Raw genomic sequence first — 18,545 nt, 5'->3', positions numbered from 1 at the left:
TCCATCATTACACGGCGATAATGCCCTTATATTGCAAGGGGTGAGCATTGCTTCTGGTCACTAAGACACATGATTATCAATTATCCTGTTTTTATAAATTCAGCCATTTTCTTGCTGAATATCACATATCTTAGCTTGGTAATATTTTGTGTCTAGTTTTAGTTTGTTTTTGGATTAAATGTTTGCTCAATGTTATTTAAATAAGATTTTTATGTTGAAAATTATCATTAGTTATGAGTAATGGTTTTTAATAAAGTTGTTAAAAAGGAGACTTTCGTCTCCTTTGATTTTATTGACAACTCAAACGCAACAAATTAATAACTTTGTTGGCGCCTGCGCTTATCATTCATGGCATTGCGAGCAAGTTTACCGAATTGTCGACTTTGTGCTCGTTGCTCTGCCAAAGTCGCACCGTTAAAGGCTTGTTCTCGCAATAGTTTTTGATAGTTATTGAAACGACGAACTTCCAGTTTGCCATTTTCAATCGCAGTTTGAATTGCGCAACCCGGCTCAGTTTGATGCTGGCAATCACCAAAGCGACAACGCTGAGCGAGAGCCTCAATGTCAGAAAACGCCTCACTGACCCCCGATTCACAATCTGCTAGTTGAAGCTCGCGCATTCCCGGAGTATCAATCAAGATGCCGCCATCAGGTAATAGATGGATAGAGCGCGATGTAGTTGTATGTCGACCTTTGCTATCGTCTTCACGAATATGCCCAGTTGCCTGTTCTTGTTGCCCGAGTAATGCATTAACAAGAGTTGATTTGCCAACGCCTGAAGAACCGATAAAAGCGAGGGTTTGTCCTTCTTTGCACCAGGTCATGAGTTTAGAAGCACTCTCTATTTCTAAGCCGTTGACTGTCTCTATAGCTAATAGAGGATCGAGCTTCTGTACTTGGCTTTTTAGTTCATCAGTATTGTCACACAAATCGGCTTTGGAAAGCACGATGACGGGTTCGACTTCGGCTTCATGAGCCAAGGCAAGATAACGTTCAATACGACTTAAATTGAAGTCGTCGTTAAGGGAACAGACGATAAACACTGTATCCACATTGGCTGCGATGAGTTGCTCTGCCACTTTACTGCCAGCGGCTTTGCGGCTAAAGAGGCTCAAGCGATCCAGTAAGCGAACAAATTGCTGATCTTCATTTAAGATTACCCAGTCTCCGACGGTCATGTTGGGTAAAGAATGGTGGGCATTAAGATGAACTTGCCCAGTTTCTGTTGCCAATAAATAACCACTTCGGTGATGCGCAATTACACGAGCAAAGATAGTGTTGTCGTAATCGTCTAATGTCAGTTGTTGCTGAAAAAATGGTTTCCAACCCAATTGTTTTAGAGGGTTTGAAGTTGAAACTAATGTGTCACAAAAAGTATGTGTTTGATTCATTATTGAATTATCCCAGACGCAACAAAGCGCCTTAATACAAATCGCATTAGGGTCTAATTCGGATAGAGTTGACCCCGGTGAAGACCGGGCAGAGAAGGGGAGTTGTGGCTATGCCACAGAGTTGGTGCTGTTAGGGTTACCCTTGCGATGCCCAGTTAGTGTTATTCAATACAATCATCTTGTGTCCTCTTCGTTGGTTAATAAATAAGTGAGTTAATTAAGCCAAAAGAGTATAGCCGCCGTTTTTTAAAGAGGGTAGCTATACTGCAAAAATATTAACTTTGTTTTGTGATGCGCTCTTCCATAATCTGCGAATACGTGTTGGCTTTTAAGCCGTATATGATTTGGACATGACGATCATCCAATATCACGACGCCATGCGCGCCATGATTTTTGAGTGCGTTCTTATCGATGACGGACGTCGCTCTGAGGGTAAGGCGCAGCCGAGTCGCACATGCACCAGTTTCTAGCAGGTTCTCTATGCCCCCAATGGCGTCAATGATCGTATCGACGTCTTGTTCGACATTGGGGTTGGTATGAGTTAGGAAATTGAAAAATTGCTTCAGCACTGACTTAACCGTCATTTGAAGAGCCTTCGGTCGTTAGTTTTGAAATGGCTTCAACAATCGGTGCCGGTGAGAGTGTATGCGGTACTTTAGTGATTAACGTGCCATCCGGCTTCAAGAAGTAAAAGTAAGAGCTATGATCCAGCGTGTACTTTAGTTCCGAGCCTTCCAGTTCTGTCTTACGGAAAATGACACCATAGTTGTGTGCCAAAGGTGTCGTTACATCAAGTGGTGCCGATAGGCCTTCAATCATTGGATGGAAGTAATGGGCATATTTTGCTGATGCATCGGCCTCATCACGCTCTGGGTCTAAAGAAATGAACATCGGGCGTAGTTGTGCTTTTTGCGCGTCGTCAATTTGATTCAGTGCCCCTGCCAGCATTGCAAGAGAAGTTGGGCAAACGTCTGGGCAGCGAGTAAAGCCAAAATAGACAACTCGGATGCGAGGGTCATTCACATCGAAGATATTGACGGCTTGGTTATTTTCCCCAAACAATACCGTTTGTTGAGAGGTGGAACTGTCCACTAGCTCTGGCTTCGTGTTCTGATTATCTAAATAGCTCTTTACGCCAAACCCGAGTGCGAAAGCAGCTACGAGAAATAGGGACCAATTGCGGCTCATAACGATTCCTTATCTTTGCATTTTTATAGCAGGGTAAACGGTATTCTCTCCATCACTGAGTTCACCAACCCAAGTCATCGCATCCTCCGTGCAAACCGGGAGAATGATGTCACCTTGATATTGGCCAGGAGCGATTTGCTTCAGCAAAAACTTAGGCTCACCCATCTCCATTTCTCTTCCTGAAAGACTTAGGATGAGTTGCTTAGCATCGCTTGTATGCCACTCAACATTTAGAGTGGTAGGAACCAAGGGTTGAGCAGTTTCTGAGTTTAGTGTCATCGTAACATTTTCTTGGACGCAAGAGGTTGTAGAGAGAAAGCAGTATTCATCTATTGACTTGCTTTGAGTGGAAGAAGAAAAGCTTTTTATTAGAGTCGGGGCATAAAATCCCGCAACTAATGCGGCTGAAACAGCGGCGATTTGTAACACTTTCATGAAGGTTCAGCATTTATCACTTAACATTACGAGCATCGTAGCACAGATGCGCCGCTCGCCAACTCGTGACCTCGGTAAATTGTGCGTTATACCTCGGTGACCAGCTTCCTAGTAACGCGACGGACTTTATTGCATCAAATACAGCAGAGTTTTCAATTGAGATGTTTTGCCCTTAGCCAATAGATAAAAACGGAGCCAATTGGCTCCGTTTTTATTTGGTTCAGTATATGTTTGATACCAAAGTTATTGATCTGAGTCTGCGAATTTCTCTAGACCTAAAACCAGAGCAATGGCTGCAAGCATCATCACGACAGCAAGTACTAACTGAGAAGGTTGTGATGTCACGTGTTCAAATTCAAATGGTGATAGGTTGTGCTGTAGCAATGGCACTTGTTCGCCCTTCGAATTGGTGCGCCAAGTGATGGTTTCTTTCCATGGCCAAATCTTTGGCAACGTACCAATCATTAATCCAGTCAAAAACATCAGGGTGAAATCACGGAACTTGCGTAGTAACCACGACAATAAGTGAGAGAAGGACAGTAAACCGATCACGCAGCCAGACAAAAATAGCGCTAATGTATCGACTTGAAAACCTTTCACTGCGGCTAATACAGGAGCATACATGCCAATCAGCAGCAAAATAAAACTGCCAGAGATACCTGGCAAGATCATCGCACAAATCGCGATAGCTCCAGCGAATAAGGTGTTAATGGCCGTTGGTTCCATGTGTAAAGGTTTGAGCACAGTAATACTATAAGCAAACCCGACACCAACGAGCAGAATGACAAAGCGGACAAGATCGCGTTGCTCAACCTGACGAATAATGTGATACACAGAGACCAAAATCAGACCAAAGAAAAATGACCAAAGTGGGATCGGGTGTGTGTCAAGAAGCCAAGTAATCAACTTTGCTAGCGTTGCAATACTGGTGAAAATGCCGGCAAACAGAGCGATAAGGAAGAATCCGTTGATGTGATTAAACGCGGCTTTAACCCCTTCTTTTCGCCAGATAGAGAAAAGTGAGGGGTTAATGCGTCGAATGCTTTCAAGCAGCGTATCGTAAATACCAGTGATAAACGCGATGGTGCCGCCAGATACACCAGGTACAACATCTGCTGCACCCATGGCGATTCCCTTGAAGAAAGTAATTAAGTAGTTCATTGCTCTAATGCTAAGTCGTTTCGATGGCAGAGAGTATACAAACATTGCGATGAAAAAAGTATGAAATAGTGCTGTAACTACTTGGTTTTATATCCAATCTGTTGCCTATTTTTATTACCCGCCAAGAGACAATGCCGCCGTAACGAGCTTTTAATGCTTGGTTTACATTTTTGAGATGATTAACTCTACTATCAATTATCAATCTTGGTTGCATTATGCAATTGCAATTTGCGTTGTTAAATTGCATTTTGATAATTTTCGCGTAAATAAATCCAGCTTATATGAGATCTTGTGCCCAAAAATAAGTCTTTGCATTTTGGCATGATTAATGCATAATACTGCTCGACCCTTCTTAAGCCGAGGGTCACCTAGCCAACTGACGTTGTTAGTGAATACAATTTGTTCACACTAAATATAAGCCAATCGCGATTATTGCGGTTGGCTATTTTTTTATATGAACAACGTTACTTACGTGCTTTGCAAATTGCACTTCTCTTACTGTCAGTCATAAAAAAGGGCTGACGTGTTACGCCAACCCTTGTGTTTTACTTTACGTTTTAACCCGTTTATCTAGCAGTTCAGTATCCCATTAACTGTAGCAAATTTTCAGCTGTCACAATGGCTTCTTTACGATTAGCAATATTAAGCTTTTGGTACAGGTTGCGAATGTGGGTTTTAATTGTCGTACCTGCCACATCCAACTCTTGTGCGATTTGCTCGTTACTAAAGCCTGAATAAATCAGTCCCAGAACCTGCCATTCGCGTTGTGTTAATGGGCTGGTACGTACTAGCTCTGGCACATTAGGGTGATTCACCAACTTTTCAATAAAGTCTTCATCAAAGTGAATTGACCGGCTACGTTGATTCGATGAAATGTCCTTCATTAACTGTTGAGCACGGTGACGCTCAAGATCGCCCAGTTCATGGCGGAGGCTCAACTTCTCCAGCAGACCGCCAATGGTTGCACCATCAATCAGGAAGTTTCCGACCATGCCAGTTTGGTTCGTCATTACTAATGCTTCTTTTAACAGTGCCTTGGCTTGCTCCTCATCTTTTTGGCGAGCAGAAAGGACCGCTTCAACCACTAAGTTGCGATTAGTATCTGTGATTAGGTTAGTGCGACGAGCTTCACCTTGGAGGAAATCTAACGCAGCACGAGCGTCGGTATATTGGCCTAAGTTAATGTGGGCGCGGGCAATGTTACGCCATTGCAATTGAGAAAAGTGGTTGCATGCCGATTCAGGACGAACCGCAGTGTTGAGCCATTCTTGCATTGCATCGGTATTCCCGCGCGCTTGCCAAAATAGAATCAACGATAGTGAAGCGTTTGCAGTCCAATCTACGTGGTAAGTCGACTGTTTCATCAAGTGCTGTATATGCTCAATGAATTTACCGGCTTTGTCTAATTCACCGCGTCCAATCGCAATACGCGCCAACATCGAATAGCTATGTAAGTGCTTGCTTGGTGAATGGTTTTCGAGAATTTGCAGACCTTTGTACGCGCATTCTTCCGCTTCATCAAGTCGGTTCCAGCACCAAAGTACTTGCGCGCGAATACGCAGCAAAAATTCATGAAGAGGAACATGCTGAAGCTGCTGATCTTCAATCAGACGGAATGCGGAATCTTGTAGTTCAAAGGCCGCTTGCACGTAACCTTGTGCAATTAAAATCTCGCTTTGCTGCAATATTGCCCATAACGCTTGGTGGTATACCTGATACTGACGAGCTAGCTTTTCAGTTTGTTGCATCATTGGCAAAGCACGGTCTAGTTTACCTAGCACGTGGTTAACTTCACCAACAACCGAAGTCGCCACAATTCGGCTACGGTAAATTGTGTTATCAAGTTGGCTAAGCGCTAACTCCGCTAATTCGAGAGCTTTTTCTGGCTGGTTACTGTTGATAGCCACTTGAGCAAGCAACGCGTTTGCTTGACCTTGATAATGAATATCTAACGCAATGTTACGCTTTTTGTGTTCCTCTTCCGCTTCTTCAAGCAGGTGGCCCACTTGGTTATAACGATGCTGACTTTGAGCCAACCATGCTCGGAGCATCGTAAGTTTTGGGTGGCTGAACAACAGATCATCGTCCAACTTGTTAATTGAGCTTTCCAGTGTGCTGAGTTCGCCTTGGTTAAACATCTTCCAGCCGAATTCGTTTAGGATCTCTACCACTAAGTCCTTATCATTCGATTTTTGTGCATGATGAATCGCTTGGTGTGGTGCTTTTTGTTGTAACCAAGCGATAGCAGCATTGCGGTGGAGATCTTTTTCTTGCTGAGGAATACGAGCTTGGCGCTCATGAGATAAAAACTCGCCAAATAAGTTATGGAACCGGAACCAGTTCTGTTCCCCTTCGAGCGGGTAAATAAATAAGCCGTAACGGTTAAGCGATTCAATCATTCCCAGTGCGTCTTCGCGTTGGGTAAGGGCAAACACTAACTCATCATTGAAGTGGTCAAGCACGGATACTTGCATTAAAAAGTGACGAGTTTCGTGATCGAGTAAGTCAAACACTTCTTCGACCAAGTAATCCCACAAGTGCGCGTGATTGAACTGCGATACCGACTCTACAGTTTGTGCCAATGTGCGGTTTTGATGTTGGGCTTGTAATGCGATCAACTGCATCGCCGATGGCCAACCTTCAACATAGGTTCTTAGGCTGTTCGCCATGTCTTCATCAATACCATCGGCGATACGCTGGTTAAAGAAGCGAGTGGTTTCTTCGGTATCAAACGCCAACATCTCGTTGCCGATTTCGATCATTAAATCACGAACACGTAAGTTTGCAGTGCCCAGAGGCGGCGCTGCACGACTGGTTACCACAACGGTGAGGTTGTCTGGCATGTGCTTTAAGAAGAAACGCATGGATTCATGGATTTCATCATTCGTGATTAAATGGTAGTCATCAAGCACCACGTAGCACTCTTGATGAAAGTCAGCCATTTCAGCGAATACTTCGCTAAATAGGGAGCGTAAAGACGAGATCTGACGTTTTTCCGCCAGTTTTTGTGCGTTAGCGCAACTGAAGTTGGTGGCTTTGTTTAATGCTTGAAGCAGATAGTTTACAAAGCGAAAGCCGTCGTTATCGCTGTCATCAATGCTGTACCAACCGACGTTTGGCTTATCGGATAGCCACTGCGCTGCCATTGTTGTTTTTCCGTAACCTGCTGGGGATCGGAATAAAACCAATTTGTAGTAAGGCGCTTGCTGTAGTAAGTCCAACACTCGTGGGCGCACGATGGCATTGTGCAGGCGTCCTGGTCGAGTAAGCTTAGATGGAATCCACATTAGTAGTTATGTCCTTATTTATGTATACCCAAATGACAGCAACGTGATCATTCTAGTAAAGCCCCCTTGAAAGCCGTCTTACTGAATGATGTCATCAGCATCAAAAACACTGTTTGAATACCGGATAATGTCGCTACTATTGGGGCTTGTGTCCGTCTGAAAAACCATTCCATACGGTCACTTAGATATAAAAGCTAGCGAAAACTAGAAATAACTCACATCGCCTAATTCTAGTTTGTATAAAAAGCGTACAATCCTGTGAGCTGAGAGGGATGTTACGACATCAGAAATGTTCGTTACTTTGATCCACTTCCTAATTCTCAAGGGTTGATGGATTTACCATCAACTACGCCCTTTATTTGTGATTGTCGTCACTTAAATGTCGTTTGTTTCGTTAGCGTTAAGATCGCGTTGCACATAGATTACGAAAAGTTCTTCTACGCTGACCGAGTTAATGTGACCGATATTACAATTTTCACATCATCAGATGAGTGGACTATAAAAAGCGTCATGAACGGGTTTTAACCTTTCTCACATTCCATTGTGATCAAAATCACTAAGAACTGGTGCAAAGTTCACTTTGTTGAGATTTGGATCACTAACCTAGCAATGGTACCCCCTCTACGCCCTCAGCCCTCCTCCTTCAAAGGATGAGAATTAGGAGGATGTTTATTCACAGAGGTAAATGCACGATGTATGGCAGATGAATTACCAAAAGACGTGAGAATTTCGTAATGAAACCTACTCAACAAAAACAATTTGACAAGAAGTCGTTCCAAGAAAGCGTAAAGAAACACCTATCTGTAACTTACGCTCATACGATTGAAAACGCAGACAGCCGCGCATGGTACCTAGCAATGGGGCATGCTCTGGCTGAATTTACTACTCTAGATTTGCTTGCGACAGAAGAAGATCCACGCATTAAAAGTGCGAAGAGCGTTAACTACCTTTCGCTAGAATTCCTTATCGGTCGTTTGACGGGTAACAACCTAATCAGCATGGGTCTGTATGAACAAGTAACAGAAGCAATGGCTGAACTGGGTTACAACCTAACTGATCTGCTAGAAGAAGAGCGCGACCCATCATTGGGTAACGGTGGCCTTGGTCGTCTGGCTGCGTGTTTCATGGATTCATGTGCGGCACAAGAATTCCCAACTGTCGGCTATGGTTTACATTACGAATACGGTCTATTTAAACAGTCATTCAAAGATGGTCGCCAGCAAGAAGCACCTGACGCTTGGCGCGGTGTAGAAGGCTACCCTTGGGAAATTGCGCGTCCAGAACTTGCGCAAGAGATCGGTTTCTACGGTCACGTTGAAGTGATTAACGAGAACGGTAAAGAAGTTCGCAAATGGGTACCAGGCATGACAGTAAGAGCAATGCCTTGGGATCTTCCAATTGTGGGTTACGAATCAGACACGGTTTACCCGCTACGTCTTTGGGAATGTCAGGCGATTGCACCATTCTCACTAGCAAGCTTTAACAATGGTGATTACTTCGAAGCTCAGCACGCACTGATCGACGCAGGTAACATCACTAAAGTGCTTTACCCGAACGACAACCACGAGAAAGGTAAAACACTGCGTCTGATGCAGCAGTACTTCCACTCAGCAGCGTCTGTACGTGACATCCTACGTCGCCACGAAGCAGCAGGCTACTCGCTAGCGGATCTACCTAAGCAAGAGACTATCCAGCTTAACGATACGCACCCAACGATTGCGATTCCTGAACTAATGCGCATCCTGATGGATGAAAAAGGTTTAACTTGGGAAGCGGCTTGGGAAATCAGCTCTAAGACATTTGCGTACACCAACCACACGCTACTTCCAGAAGCACTAGAGACATGGCCAGAGTCGCTAATCCAGCACCTGCTACCACGTCACATGGAGATCATTTACGAGATCAACCACCGCTTCCTACAAGACGTACGTGCAATGTGGCCGGGTGATGTCGCGAAACAACAGAAGCTTTCTATCATCGAAGAAGGTTTCCACCGCATGGTTCGCATGGCAAACCTATGTGTAATCGGCTCTTACGCAGTAAACGGTGTAGCAGCACTTCACTCTGAATTGGTTAAGAAAGACCTATTCCCAGAGTTCCACGAAATGTACCCGACACGTCTACACAACGTAACGAACGGTATTACGCCACGTCGCTGGTTGAAGTTCTGTAACCCAGGTCTGTCTCAGCTTATCACTGAGAAAGTCGGCCCAGAATGGCCAGCGAAACTAGAGCAACTTGAAGGTATTGCGAAGTACGCTACTGACGCGACATTCCAAAAAGAATTCATGGCAGTGAAGAAAGAGAACAAAGAACGCCTAGCAACTTGGGTGAAAGAGAACATGGGTATCGAGCTCGATACTAATGCAATCTTCGATGTTCAAATCAAGCGTCTGCACGAGTACAAACGTCAGCATCTAGACTTGCTACACGTACTGTCTCTGTACCACCGTATTCTTAATGAACCAGGTTTTGAGTGTACGCCACGCGTTGTGTTCTTCGCAGCAAAAGCAGCACCGGGTTACCACCTAGCGAAAGAAATCATCTTCGCAATCAACAAGATTGCAGACAAGGTGAACAACGATCCTCGCATCGGTAACAAGCTGAAAGTGGTATTCATCCCTGACTACCGCGTGAGCATGGCTGAAATCATTATCCCTGCGGCTGACGTTTCTCAACAAATCTCGCTAGCGGGTAAAGAAGCATCAGGTACAGGTAACATGAAGATGGCGCTAAACGGTGCGCTAACTATCGGTACAATGGATGGTGCAAACGTTGAGATTCGTGAGGAAGTAGGCGATGAGAACATCTATATCTTCGGTCTAGATGTTGAAGGTGTGAAAGCGCTGAAAGCTCAAGGTTATAACCCATTTGATTACTACAATGCGGATCACTTACTCAAAGCGTCCATGGACCTACTACTGGGTGAAGAATTCACTCCAGGTCAACCGGGCTTACTGCGTGCCACATACGACAGCCTACTAGACGGCGGTGACCCGTACTTATGTCTTGCGGACTTTGCATCTTACGTGAAAGCGCACGAAGACATGAGCGAACAATATAAAGATCAAGCTGGCTGGGCGAAGAAGGCCATTCTTAATACCGCCCTTGTTGGCAAGTTCACGTCAGACCGCTCAATCCGAGACTACGTGAACAATATCTGGAAACTTGAAGCGGTGAAACGCTAATAGAACCTAGTTAAGACCAAGGTAGCCAAGCGCTACCTTTGGTCATTTTCCAAAAGAAGTTATTGATAACAATAAAACCCTACATGGAAGGTGTTGGTATTACCTTCGGAGAAAGCGATGAAAGAACAAACAGCATTAAAGAAAGTCGCGGAAATGGCGAGATTGGCTGATAGCTATGTCAGTGCTTGGGGAGATGAGGCTAAAGTGTCTGAGGAGACGCTACGCCGCTTGCTCGCTTCGCTTGGCTACGATACTAGCAGTGATGAAAAACTACTGGCTTCTGCTGAAAAGAAACATAAAAAAGACGTACTAGCCCCTGTTCTTGTTTTACGCGACGGCGAACCAGTCGAAGTGGAACTAAACCTAGGTACGAGTGCTCGTGAGAGTGAATTCAGCTGGCGTTTAGAAACAGAACAAGGAGAGGTACTTGAAGGCTATCTTCAGTCCCAAATTGTTCGTGATGAGCGTGCTGAGGGTGGCCCTCTAGTGTTTGCATTGCCAAAGAACTTGGCTTGGGGTTATCACAAACTGATCATCAGTCGTAAGCGTCGTAAAACACCTTACGAGATGTCATTGATCATTACGCCGAAAGCGTGTTTCAAACAAGACGATCTAAACCAACACAAAAAGCTATGGGGTCCTAGTATCCAGCTTTACACACTGCGTACTCAGCATAACTGGGGCATCGGTGATTTTGGCGACCTAAAACAACTGGTGAGTGATATTGCCTCTCGTGGCGGTGACTTCATTGGCTTGAACCCTATTCACTCGCTGTTCCCTGCGAATCCAGAAGGGGCAAGCCCATACAGCCCGTCTTCTCGTCGTTGGTTGAACATCATGTACATCGACGTAAGCTCTGTACCTGAATTCGCGCTAAGTGCAGAAGCACAACAGCGTGTTGGTAGCGCAGAGTTCCAACAACGTTTACAAAAAGCGCGAGACTCTCATTGGGTGAATTACACCGAAGTTTCGCAACTAAAAATGAGCGTTCTTCCGCTGCTATTCAGTGAGTTTAAAGCTCGCCATTTAGACAAGAACACCGATCGCGCTCGTGCCTTCTTGGACTTTGTTGAAAAAGGCGGCGACAGCTTGCTACATCAAGCTGCATTCGATGCACTTCATGCTGATTTACATGCAGAAGATGCAAACATGTGGGGTTGGCCTGTATTCCCTGAGAAATACCGCACATTCGACGCAGCTGGTACTCAGAAGTACATTAAGGACAACCAAGATCGTGTTCACTTGTACATGTACCTGCAATGGATCGCAGACGATCAAATCAAAGAAGCGCAAGCGCTAGCCGAAGAAAAAGGCATGGCTGTGGGTTTATACCGTGACCTTGCGGTTGGTGTTGCTGATTCTGGTAGTGAAACATGGGCTGATGAAGGCGCGCTAGTATTGGATGCAAGCATCGGTGCACCACCAGATGTACTTGGTCCACTAGGCCAAAACTGGGGTCTGCCTCCGCTTAACCCTCAGGTTTTAGAAGCGACTGGCTACGACGCTTACATCAAATTGCTACGTGCTAACATGAAGCATTGTGGTGCATTGCGTATCGACCACGTACTTGGCCTGCTTCGCCTTTGGTGGATTCCAAAAGGCGAGAAAGCGACAGAAGGCGCATACCTGTACTACCCAGTTGAAGACATGCTAGCAATCCTAGCGTTGGAATCTCACCGTCATCAGTGTTCTGTAATCGGTGAAGACTTGGGTACTGTACCTGATGAAATCGTTGATATCCTTCGTGATGCGGGTGTGCATTCGTACAAAGTCTTCTTCTTCGAAACATCAAAAGACGACGGCGGTTTTATTTCTCCGAAGCACTACGCTGAGCAGTCTATGGCTGCGCTGTGTACGCACGATATGCCAACACTACGCGGTTTCTGGCACTGTGATGACTTGAAGATGGGGCGTGAGATTGGTCTGTACCCTGATGAGCAGCAGTTGGAAGGCCTATTCGCTGACCGCTTGAAGTGCAAACAAGGCATTCTAGACAGTGTTCGCTGGCATGGCTATCTGCCAGAAGGCATTGGTCATGATGCTCAGTACGTGCCAATGGATTCATACCTAAGCGAAGCGCTGCAACTGCACGTAGCCGCGGGTGACTCTGCACTGCTTAGCGTTCAGCTTGAAGACTGGCTAGAAATGGATCAACCTGTCAATATTCCTGGTACGGTGGATGAGTATCCAAACTGGCGTCGTAAATTGTCGATGAACCTAGATGAAATCTTCAGCCGTGAAGATGTGAATCGTATTTCTAAACGCCTTACTGAAGTTCGCGCACAGGCGAGTAAGTAAGATGCCTAGAGTGACGTAGATGGACGAGCTGATTACCAATTTTGTTAGCTCAGAGGTACGAAAGTTCCGTCTAGGTCACTCATTCCTAAAACACAATCCGTTAGGATGAAGTACCGTTATTATGCCCGCGACAATAGCGGGCATTTTTGTATTTTGACGCCGTTTACGCAACGAACGTGAGAAGCGGAGTCTTTTTGTGAGTTCACAACGTTGGCTGTGGAGAAACCGATGTTTGATTCAGATCTCTGGTCTTGAAAAGGATGTTGGCTCTAGGGAGAAAGATTTGAAAACCACCAAAACCAAGAAAATAAAGAAACAACACGAACGCGCATACGAACTGCTTGCTGAGGCGGCTTACTCAGATCCATTTGCGGCGCTGGGTCCTTTCATTGACGACGAAGCTTCGCTGAGAGTTTGGATGCCGGGCGCAAACAAGGTTGAACTGCTTGTTAATGGTGAACCTCGTGTGGCGCTTGAGCGTGATGGCGACAGCGGTTTCATCTTAAAAGAGCAACGCGATTTACACCTGACCCACTACCGTTTAGCGGTCGATTGGAATGGTGTTGAACAAATTATTGATGACCCGTACCAGTACCACAATATCTACCAAGAGTACGAGCATCTGCATACGCCAAAAGACATGTATCACTACATGGGCGCACACTTTGTCACGCTAGAACGTGGCGGTGAAAACATCTCTGGTGTGCGTTTCCTTGTTTATGCACCACATGCATCTGCTGTTAGCCTTGTGGGTTGCTTCAACCAATGGGATGGCCGTCGTCATCCAATGCAACGCCTAGACTACGGTATCTGGGGCCTATTCATTCCTGGCTTAGAAGAAGGCGTTCAGTACAAATTTGAGCTCAAAGGGCCAAATGGGGAAGGGCTGCCACACAAACAAGACCCTTGGGGTTTCTACTCTGAGCAATACCCATCGTTCGCATCCATTACTTACGATCACAAGCGTTACCAATGGCAAGATGCGAAATGGCAAAATCGCGCAGTGACACAAAAGCGTGATGAAGCGTTATCGTTTTACGAGCTGCATGCTGGATCATGGAAGCGCGACGAGAAAGGTGATTTCCTGAACTACCGCGAACTCGCGGAGCAGTTGGTGCCATACCTTGTGGATATGGGCTACACCCACGTTGAGCTGATGCCTGTGTCTGAGCATCCATTCTATGGTTCATGGGGCTATCAACCTGTTGGCTTGTTTGCACCAACTAGCCGTTTTGGCTCACCTGATGATTTCAAATTCTTCGTGGATACGTGTCACCAAGCTGGTATCGGTGTAGTGCTGGATTGGGTTCCTGCGCACTTCCCATCGGATGATCATGGTTTAGCGAACTTTGATGGTACGCCTCTGTTCCATGATCCAGATCCTCGTCGCGGTTGGCACCAAGATTGGAACTCCTACATTTACGATTTAGGCCGTGAACATGTACGTCGCTTCCTTGTCTCGAATGCGCTGTACTGGTTTGAACAATTCCATATTGATGGCATTCGCGTGGACGCCGTCGCGTCGATGCTCTATCTCGATTATTCACGTAGCCACGATCAGTGGGTCCCGAACGTTGATGGTGGCAACGAAAACTACGACGCAATCGCAACCTTAAAATGGATGAACGAAGAAGTGTACAAGTACTTCCCGAATGCGATGACGATTGCGGAAGAGTCAACGGCGTTTCCGGGTGTGTCTGCGCCAACCTTTATGGGTGGTTTAGGCTTTGGCTTCAAGTGGAATATGGGGTGGATGCACGACAGTCTTTCATACATCAAAGAAGATCCTGTTCACCGCAAATACCACCACAATACCATCACATTTCCGCTAGTTTATGCGCACAGCGAGAACTACGTCTTGTCTCTCTCTCACGACGAGGTGGTGTACGGCAAAGGCTCTATTCACAACAAGATGCCGGGCGATGAATGGCAGCAAACCGCAAACCTACGAGCATACTACGGTTATATGTATGGTCAACCGGGCAAAAAGCTGAACTTCATGGGCGCGGAAATCGGCCAAACGGCGGAGTGGAACCACGATGATCAGTTGCAATGGTTCTTGCTAGAATACGAGCGTCATCAAGGCGTTCAAAAGCTGATGCGAGATTTGAACCACTTGTACCGAAATGAAGCGGCGATGCACGATCAAGATTGTGTTCCTGCTGGTTTTGAGTGGCGTCTACAAGACGAAGCGGATGCGAGCATCCTAGCGCACGAGCGTATTAGTAAAGAAGGTGAGCGTATTCTGATCATCACCAACTTTACGCCCGTACCGCACGAGCGTTTCCGTTTAGGCGTTCCAAATGCAGGTCAATACGAACTGCTACTGAATACAGACGACAGCAAATACGGCGGCAGCGATTTTAAAGTGCTGACCAGTGTGAAAACGGAAAAAGTTGAAAGTGAATCACTGCCTCAATCACTTGAGCTTCGTTTGCCTCCACTTTCAACCGTGTTCTACAAGCTGCACAAATAATTTAGTCTAATCAAATTCTAAGCCCGTTTTACATTGTAAATCGGGCTTTTTTTGACCAAGTTTTCACTAACGATAAACAGACTGCATACTCTATACTTGCATCATATTGTTTTGTTAAATCAGGCTAGGTCGGACTTTGAGAAAGATTAAATCCCTTCTGTTCAATATCTTATTGGTGCTTTTGCTTTTACCAGTGATGCTCGTTGGCATAGTGAAATACATCGATCCACCAATTTGGGGATGGAAGATCAGCCGCATGATTTCTCCTCCTGAAGGATTTCCTGAAGAGAGTCAAAATGAATGGGTGCCTTTGAGTGATATTTCTAAACACATTCAACTGGCCGTGATTGCGACAGAAGATCAAAAGTTCCCGACCCATTACGGAGTGGATTTTGATTCCTTGTTTAAAGTGATCTCAGAGTCTGGCGAGAACGGTCCCTCTCGCGGTGCGAGCACGATTACTCAGCAAACTGCAAAGAACGTGTTTCTGTTTCCTTCACACTCTTATGTGCGCAAAGCGTATGAGCTTTATTTTGCTCTGCTGATGGAAGCAATGTGGAGTAAAAAACGCATTCTTGAAGTGTATTTGAATGTGGTGGAGTTTGGTCCAGGTATTTATGGCGCGGAAGCCGCTGCGCAAAACTACTTTGGTATTCCTGCTAAACAACTTTCAACACGCCAAGCAGCAAGGCTTGCGGTGGTGCTGCCAAATCCGTATCGCATCAAAGTTTACCCTCAGACTTCTTACACCATCAGCCGCGTCAATTGGGCGATGAGACAAATGCGTAACCTTGGTAGCATTCAGCTTTAAACTCCTTTTTACCCTGCTCATAAGTAGAACTACGCCCCCATAAAAGCAAAATGTGAAGCGTCACAAGCTTTAGGGCGTAGCCTTTCAGAATGATGTGCTCAGTTTTTCATCCATTTACTATTAGTGTGAATAAAACTACAACACGAATACTGCGCCTATGCGCAACCAATGGACTGAACGATGAAACTGAATCTGATTACGACTACCTTATTGCTTGCATCGGCAAGTGCCATCGCCGAGCCAAACATCACCATTGCTACCACGACCAACAGCCGTGACTTTCCGTTAAGTGCAGAGCAGCCTTTGGTTGTGCCCTTAACCAAAGACGGATACACGCTCAAAATCACGGGTATTGAAGGCGACTGTGTCGCGCCTGATGGTCAGAAGGTCAAATTCAACAAACCTATCGCGCTGAACTGTGGAAAGCCAACAGAACTGCCTTTAAAAATCCGTTTTACTGGCGATTACTCTTTTGCTTTTGATGCGGAAGCCAAAACTCTACGCTTCAAGCGAGAGCCTAAGAAAGCTGCCAAGACAGAATTTAAACGCCCAATCCCACAAGTGCAATGTGAGGTTTACCAAGGCGGCGAAGTCACCATCGCGCTGGGTGACAGTTTCCCCGATGGCACCAAGTTGCGTGATGCCTATTCTGGTCAGATGGTCGAAGTAAAAGATCAGCAAGTATCGCTGACACCAAGCAAAGATTCAGGCGGTTTGGTGCTACTAGAGCCAGTGAAGAAAACCAAAGAAGCAGTGCCGTTTGATTACCGCAATGCCAACATTTACTTCGTGATGGTCGACCGTTTCAATAATGCTGATACGAGCAATGACAACAGCTATGGTCGCAAGAAAGACGGTAAAGAAGAGATTGGTACCTTTCACGGTGGTGACCTAAAAGGTGTGATCGAAAAGCTAGATTACATAAAGAGCCTAGGTACCGATGCGATTTGGTTGTCGCCAATCGTTGAGCAAGTACACGGCTTTGTGGGTGGCGGCGATAGCGGCTCATTCCCATTCTACGCTTACCACGGTTACTGGACGCGTGACTTTACCAAGATTGATGAGAACTTCGGTAACGAAGCTGATCTTAAAAAGCTGGTGGAAGAGGCACATAAACGTGGCCTTAAAGTCTTGATGGACGCAGTAATCAACCACACTGGTTACTCAACGTTAGCCGATTTGCAATTTGACGGTATTGAGATGTTAAAACCAAACGCTGACCTACCTAAGAAATGGGGGGATTGGAAACCAAAAGCGGGCGAAAACTGGCATAGCTACCACCAGAATATTGATTACCAGAGTCCAAACTGGGCGAAATGGTGGGGCGGTGACTGGGTAAGAACAGGTCTACCGGGATACCCAGTTCCGGGCAGCAGTGATATCACCATGTCATTGGCGGGTTTGCCAGACTTTATCACTGAATCAGACAAAGCCGTGAAGCCAGCTCAATGGCTATTGGATAACCCTGGCACTCGCGTTGAGGAGCGTGATAATTACACCGTCTCGGACTACCTAATTGAGTGGCAAACTGATTGGGTGAAACGCTTTGGTATTGATGGTTACCGTGTCGACACGGTGAAGCACGTTGAAGGCGATGTGTGGAAACGCTTGAAAGAAGAGGCATCAAGCAGCCTTGAGCAGTGGCGTAAAGAGAACGGTAAGTCAGGTCAGCCATTCTGGATGATGGGTGAAGTATGGGGACATACCGCATATCGCAGCCCTTACTTCGACGACGGCTTTGATGCGTTGATTAACTTCGATATGCAGAAGAAGTTAGACAAAGGCGCGGCGTGTTTCAGCCAAATGGCAGACACTTACCAAAGCTATGCGGACACTATCGCCAATGAGAAAGACTTTAACCCTGTGAGCTACATGTCTTCTCACGATACCGAGCTGTTCTTCTCTCGCTTCAAAGATTACGGTATGCAGCGTAACGCCGCGAATGCACTGCTTTTGAGTCCTGGTGCTGTTCAGGTTTATTATGGTGATGAAGTTGGTCGTAACATTGGTCCTTACGCGGACGATTTCCACCAAGGCACTCGTTCTGACATGGTATGGAAGCTATCTGATGAGAAGCAAGCGCTGCTCAAACACTGGCAAACTCTTGGTCAGTTCCGTAAAGCGCACCCAGCGATTGGTGCGGGTCAGCATCAAGTAATTGAACAAGAAGGCGCGTACGTGTTCTCTCGCTCGCTTGGCAATGACAAAGTCGTTGTGGCGTTTGTGGGTCGCGACAAGTAGTTAGAACTTCGTTTTAAGCCTAGATAGAAAAAGCCCTTCCTTGAGTTATCAGGGAAGGGCTTTGTTGTA

At 45.8% G+C, this 18,545-nt stretch carries 11 protein-coding genes; 5 read left to right on the top strand and 6 right to left on the bottom strand.

Annotated elements, in window-relative coordinates; genetic code table 11:
* Window positions 1–314: 314 nt before the first annotated feature.
* The 6 genes from rsgA to malT form a co-directional block, all read right to left on the bottom strand.
* Complete coding sequence (rsgA, locus tag R7040_RS06970) at window positions 315–1,391, bottom strand: ribosome small subunit-dependent GTPase A (RefSeq protein WP_053307966.1); 1,077 nt, start codon at window positions 1,389–1,391, stop codon at window positions 315–317.
* Between the two features lie 275 nt (window positions 1,392–1,666).
* Window positions 1,667–1,975, bottom strand: coding sequence for a PTS transporter subunit EIIB (locus R7040_RS06965; protein ID WP_005384641.1), 309 nt, complete (start codon window positions 1,973–1,975; stop codon window positions 1,667–1,669).
* The gene (locus R7040_RS06960) at window positions 1,965–2,579 is read right to left on the bottom strand and encodes an SCO family protein (protein WP_017820122.1); all 615 of its coding nucleotides are present in this window, start codon (window positions 2,577–2,579) and stop codon (window positions 1,965–1,967) included. The genes R7040_RS06965 and R7040_RS06960 overlap by 11 nt, the downstream gene beginning before the upstream one ends.
* A 9-nt stretch (window positions 2,580–2,588) precedes the next feature.
* The gene (locus R7040_RS06955; RefSeq protein ID WP_017820123.1) at window positions 2,589–3,014 is read right to left on the bottom strand and encodes a hypothetical protein; all 426 of its coding nucleotides are present in this window, start codon (window positions 3,012–3,014) and stop codon (window positions 2,589–2,591) included.
* A 243-nt stretch (window positions 3,015–3,257) separates the two neighbouring features.
* Complete coding sequence (locus tag R7040_RS06950; RefSeq protein WP_053307965.1) at window positions 3,258–4,175, bottom strand: DUF368 domain-containing protein; 918 nt, start codon at window positions 4,173–4,175, stop codon at window positions 3,258–3,260.
* 578 nt (window positions 4,176–4,753) lie between these two features.
* The gene (gene malT, locus R7040_RS06945) at window positions 4,754–7,462 is read right to left on the bottom strand and encodes an HTH-type transcriptional regulator MalT (RefSeq protein ID WP_005374834.1); all 2,709 of its coding nucleotides are present in this window, start codon (window positions 7,460–7,462) and stop codon (window positions 4,754–4,756) included.
* 734 nt (window positions 7,463–8,196) lie between these two features.
* Between malT and R7040_RS06940 the strand changes: the two genes are divergently transcribed.
* The 5 genes from R7040_RS06940 (at window position 8,197) to R7040_RS06920 (ending at window position 18,476) form a co-directional block, all read left to right on the top strand.
* On the top strand, window positions 8,197–10,650 hold the full coding sequence (locus R7040_RS06940; RefSeq protein WP_053307964.1) for a glycogen/starch/alpha-glucan phosphorylase: 2,454 nt from the start codon (window positions 8,197–8,199) through the stop codon (window positions 10,648–10,650).
* A 117-nt stretch (window positions 10,651–10,767) separates the two neighbouring features.
* Complete coding sequence (gene malQ, locus R7040_RS06935) at window positions 10,768–12,948, top strand: 4-alpha-glucanotransferase (protein ID WP_005374838.1); 2,181 nt, start codon at window positions 10,768–10,770, stop codon at window positions 12,946–12,948.
* A gap of 283 nt (window positions 12,949–13,231) precedes the next feature.
* Window positions 13,232–15,424, top strand: coding sequence for a 1,4-alpha-glucan branching protein GlgB (gene glgB, locus R7040_RS06930; protein WP_250155567.1), 2,193 nt, complete (start codon window positions 13,232–13,234; stop codon window positions 15,422–15,424).
* A gap of 136 nt (window positions 15,425–15,560) precedes the next feature.
* Entirely contained in the window at window positions 15,561–16,235 is a 675-nt protein-coding gene (mtgA, locus tag R7040_RS06925; protein ID WP_025768637.1) for a monofunctional biosynthetic peptidoglycan transglycosylase, read from the top strand.
* Window positions 16,236–16,415: 180 nt separating this feature from the next.
* Complete coding sequence (locus R7040_RS06920; RefSeq protein WP_213967501.1) at window positions 16,416–18,476, top strand: alpha-amylase; 2,061 nt, start codon at window positions 16,416–16,418, stop codon at window positions 18,474–18,476.
* Window positions 18,477–18,545 lie beyond the last annotated feature (69 nt).

Source organism: Vibrio sp. 1069, from assembly GCF_033340555.1.
Note: the sequence above shows the minus strand (reverse complement) of the source record. Positions and strands in the feature narration are given on the sequence as shown.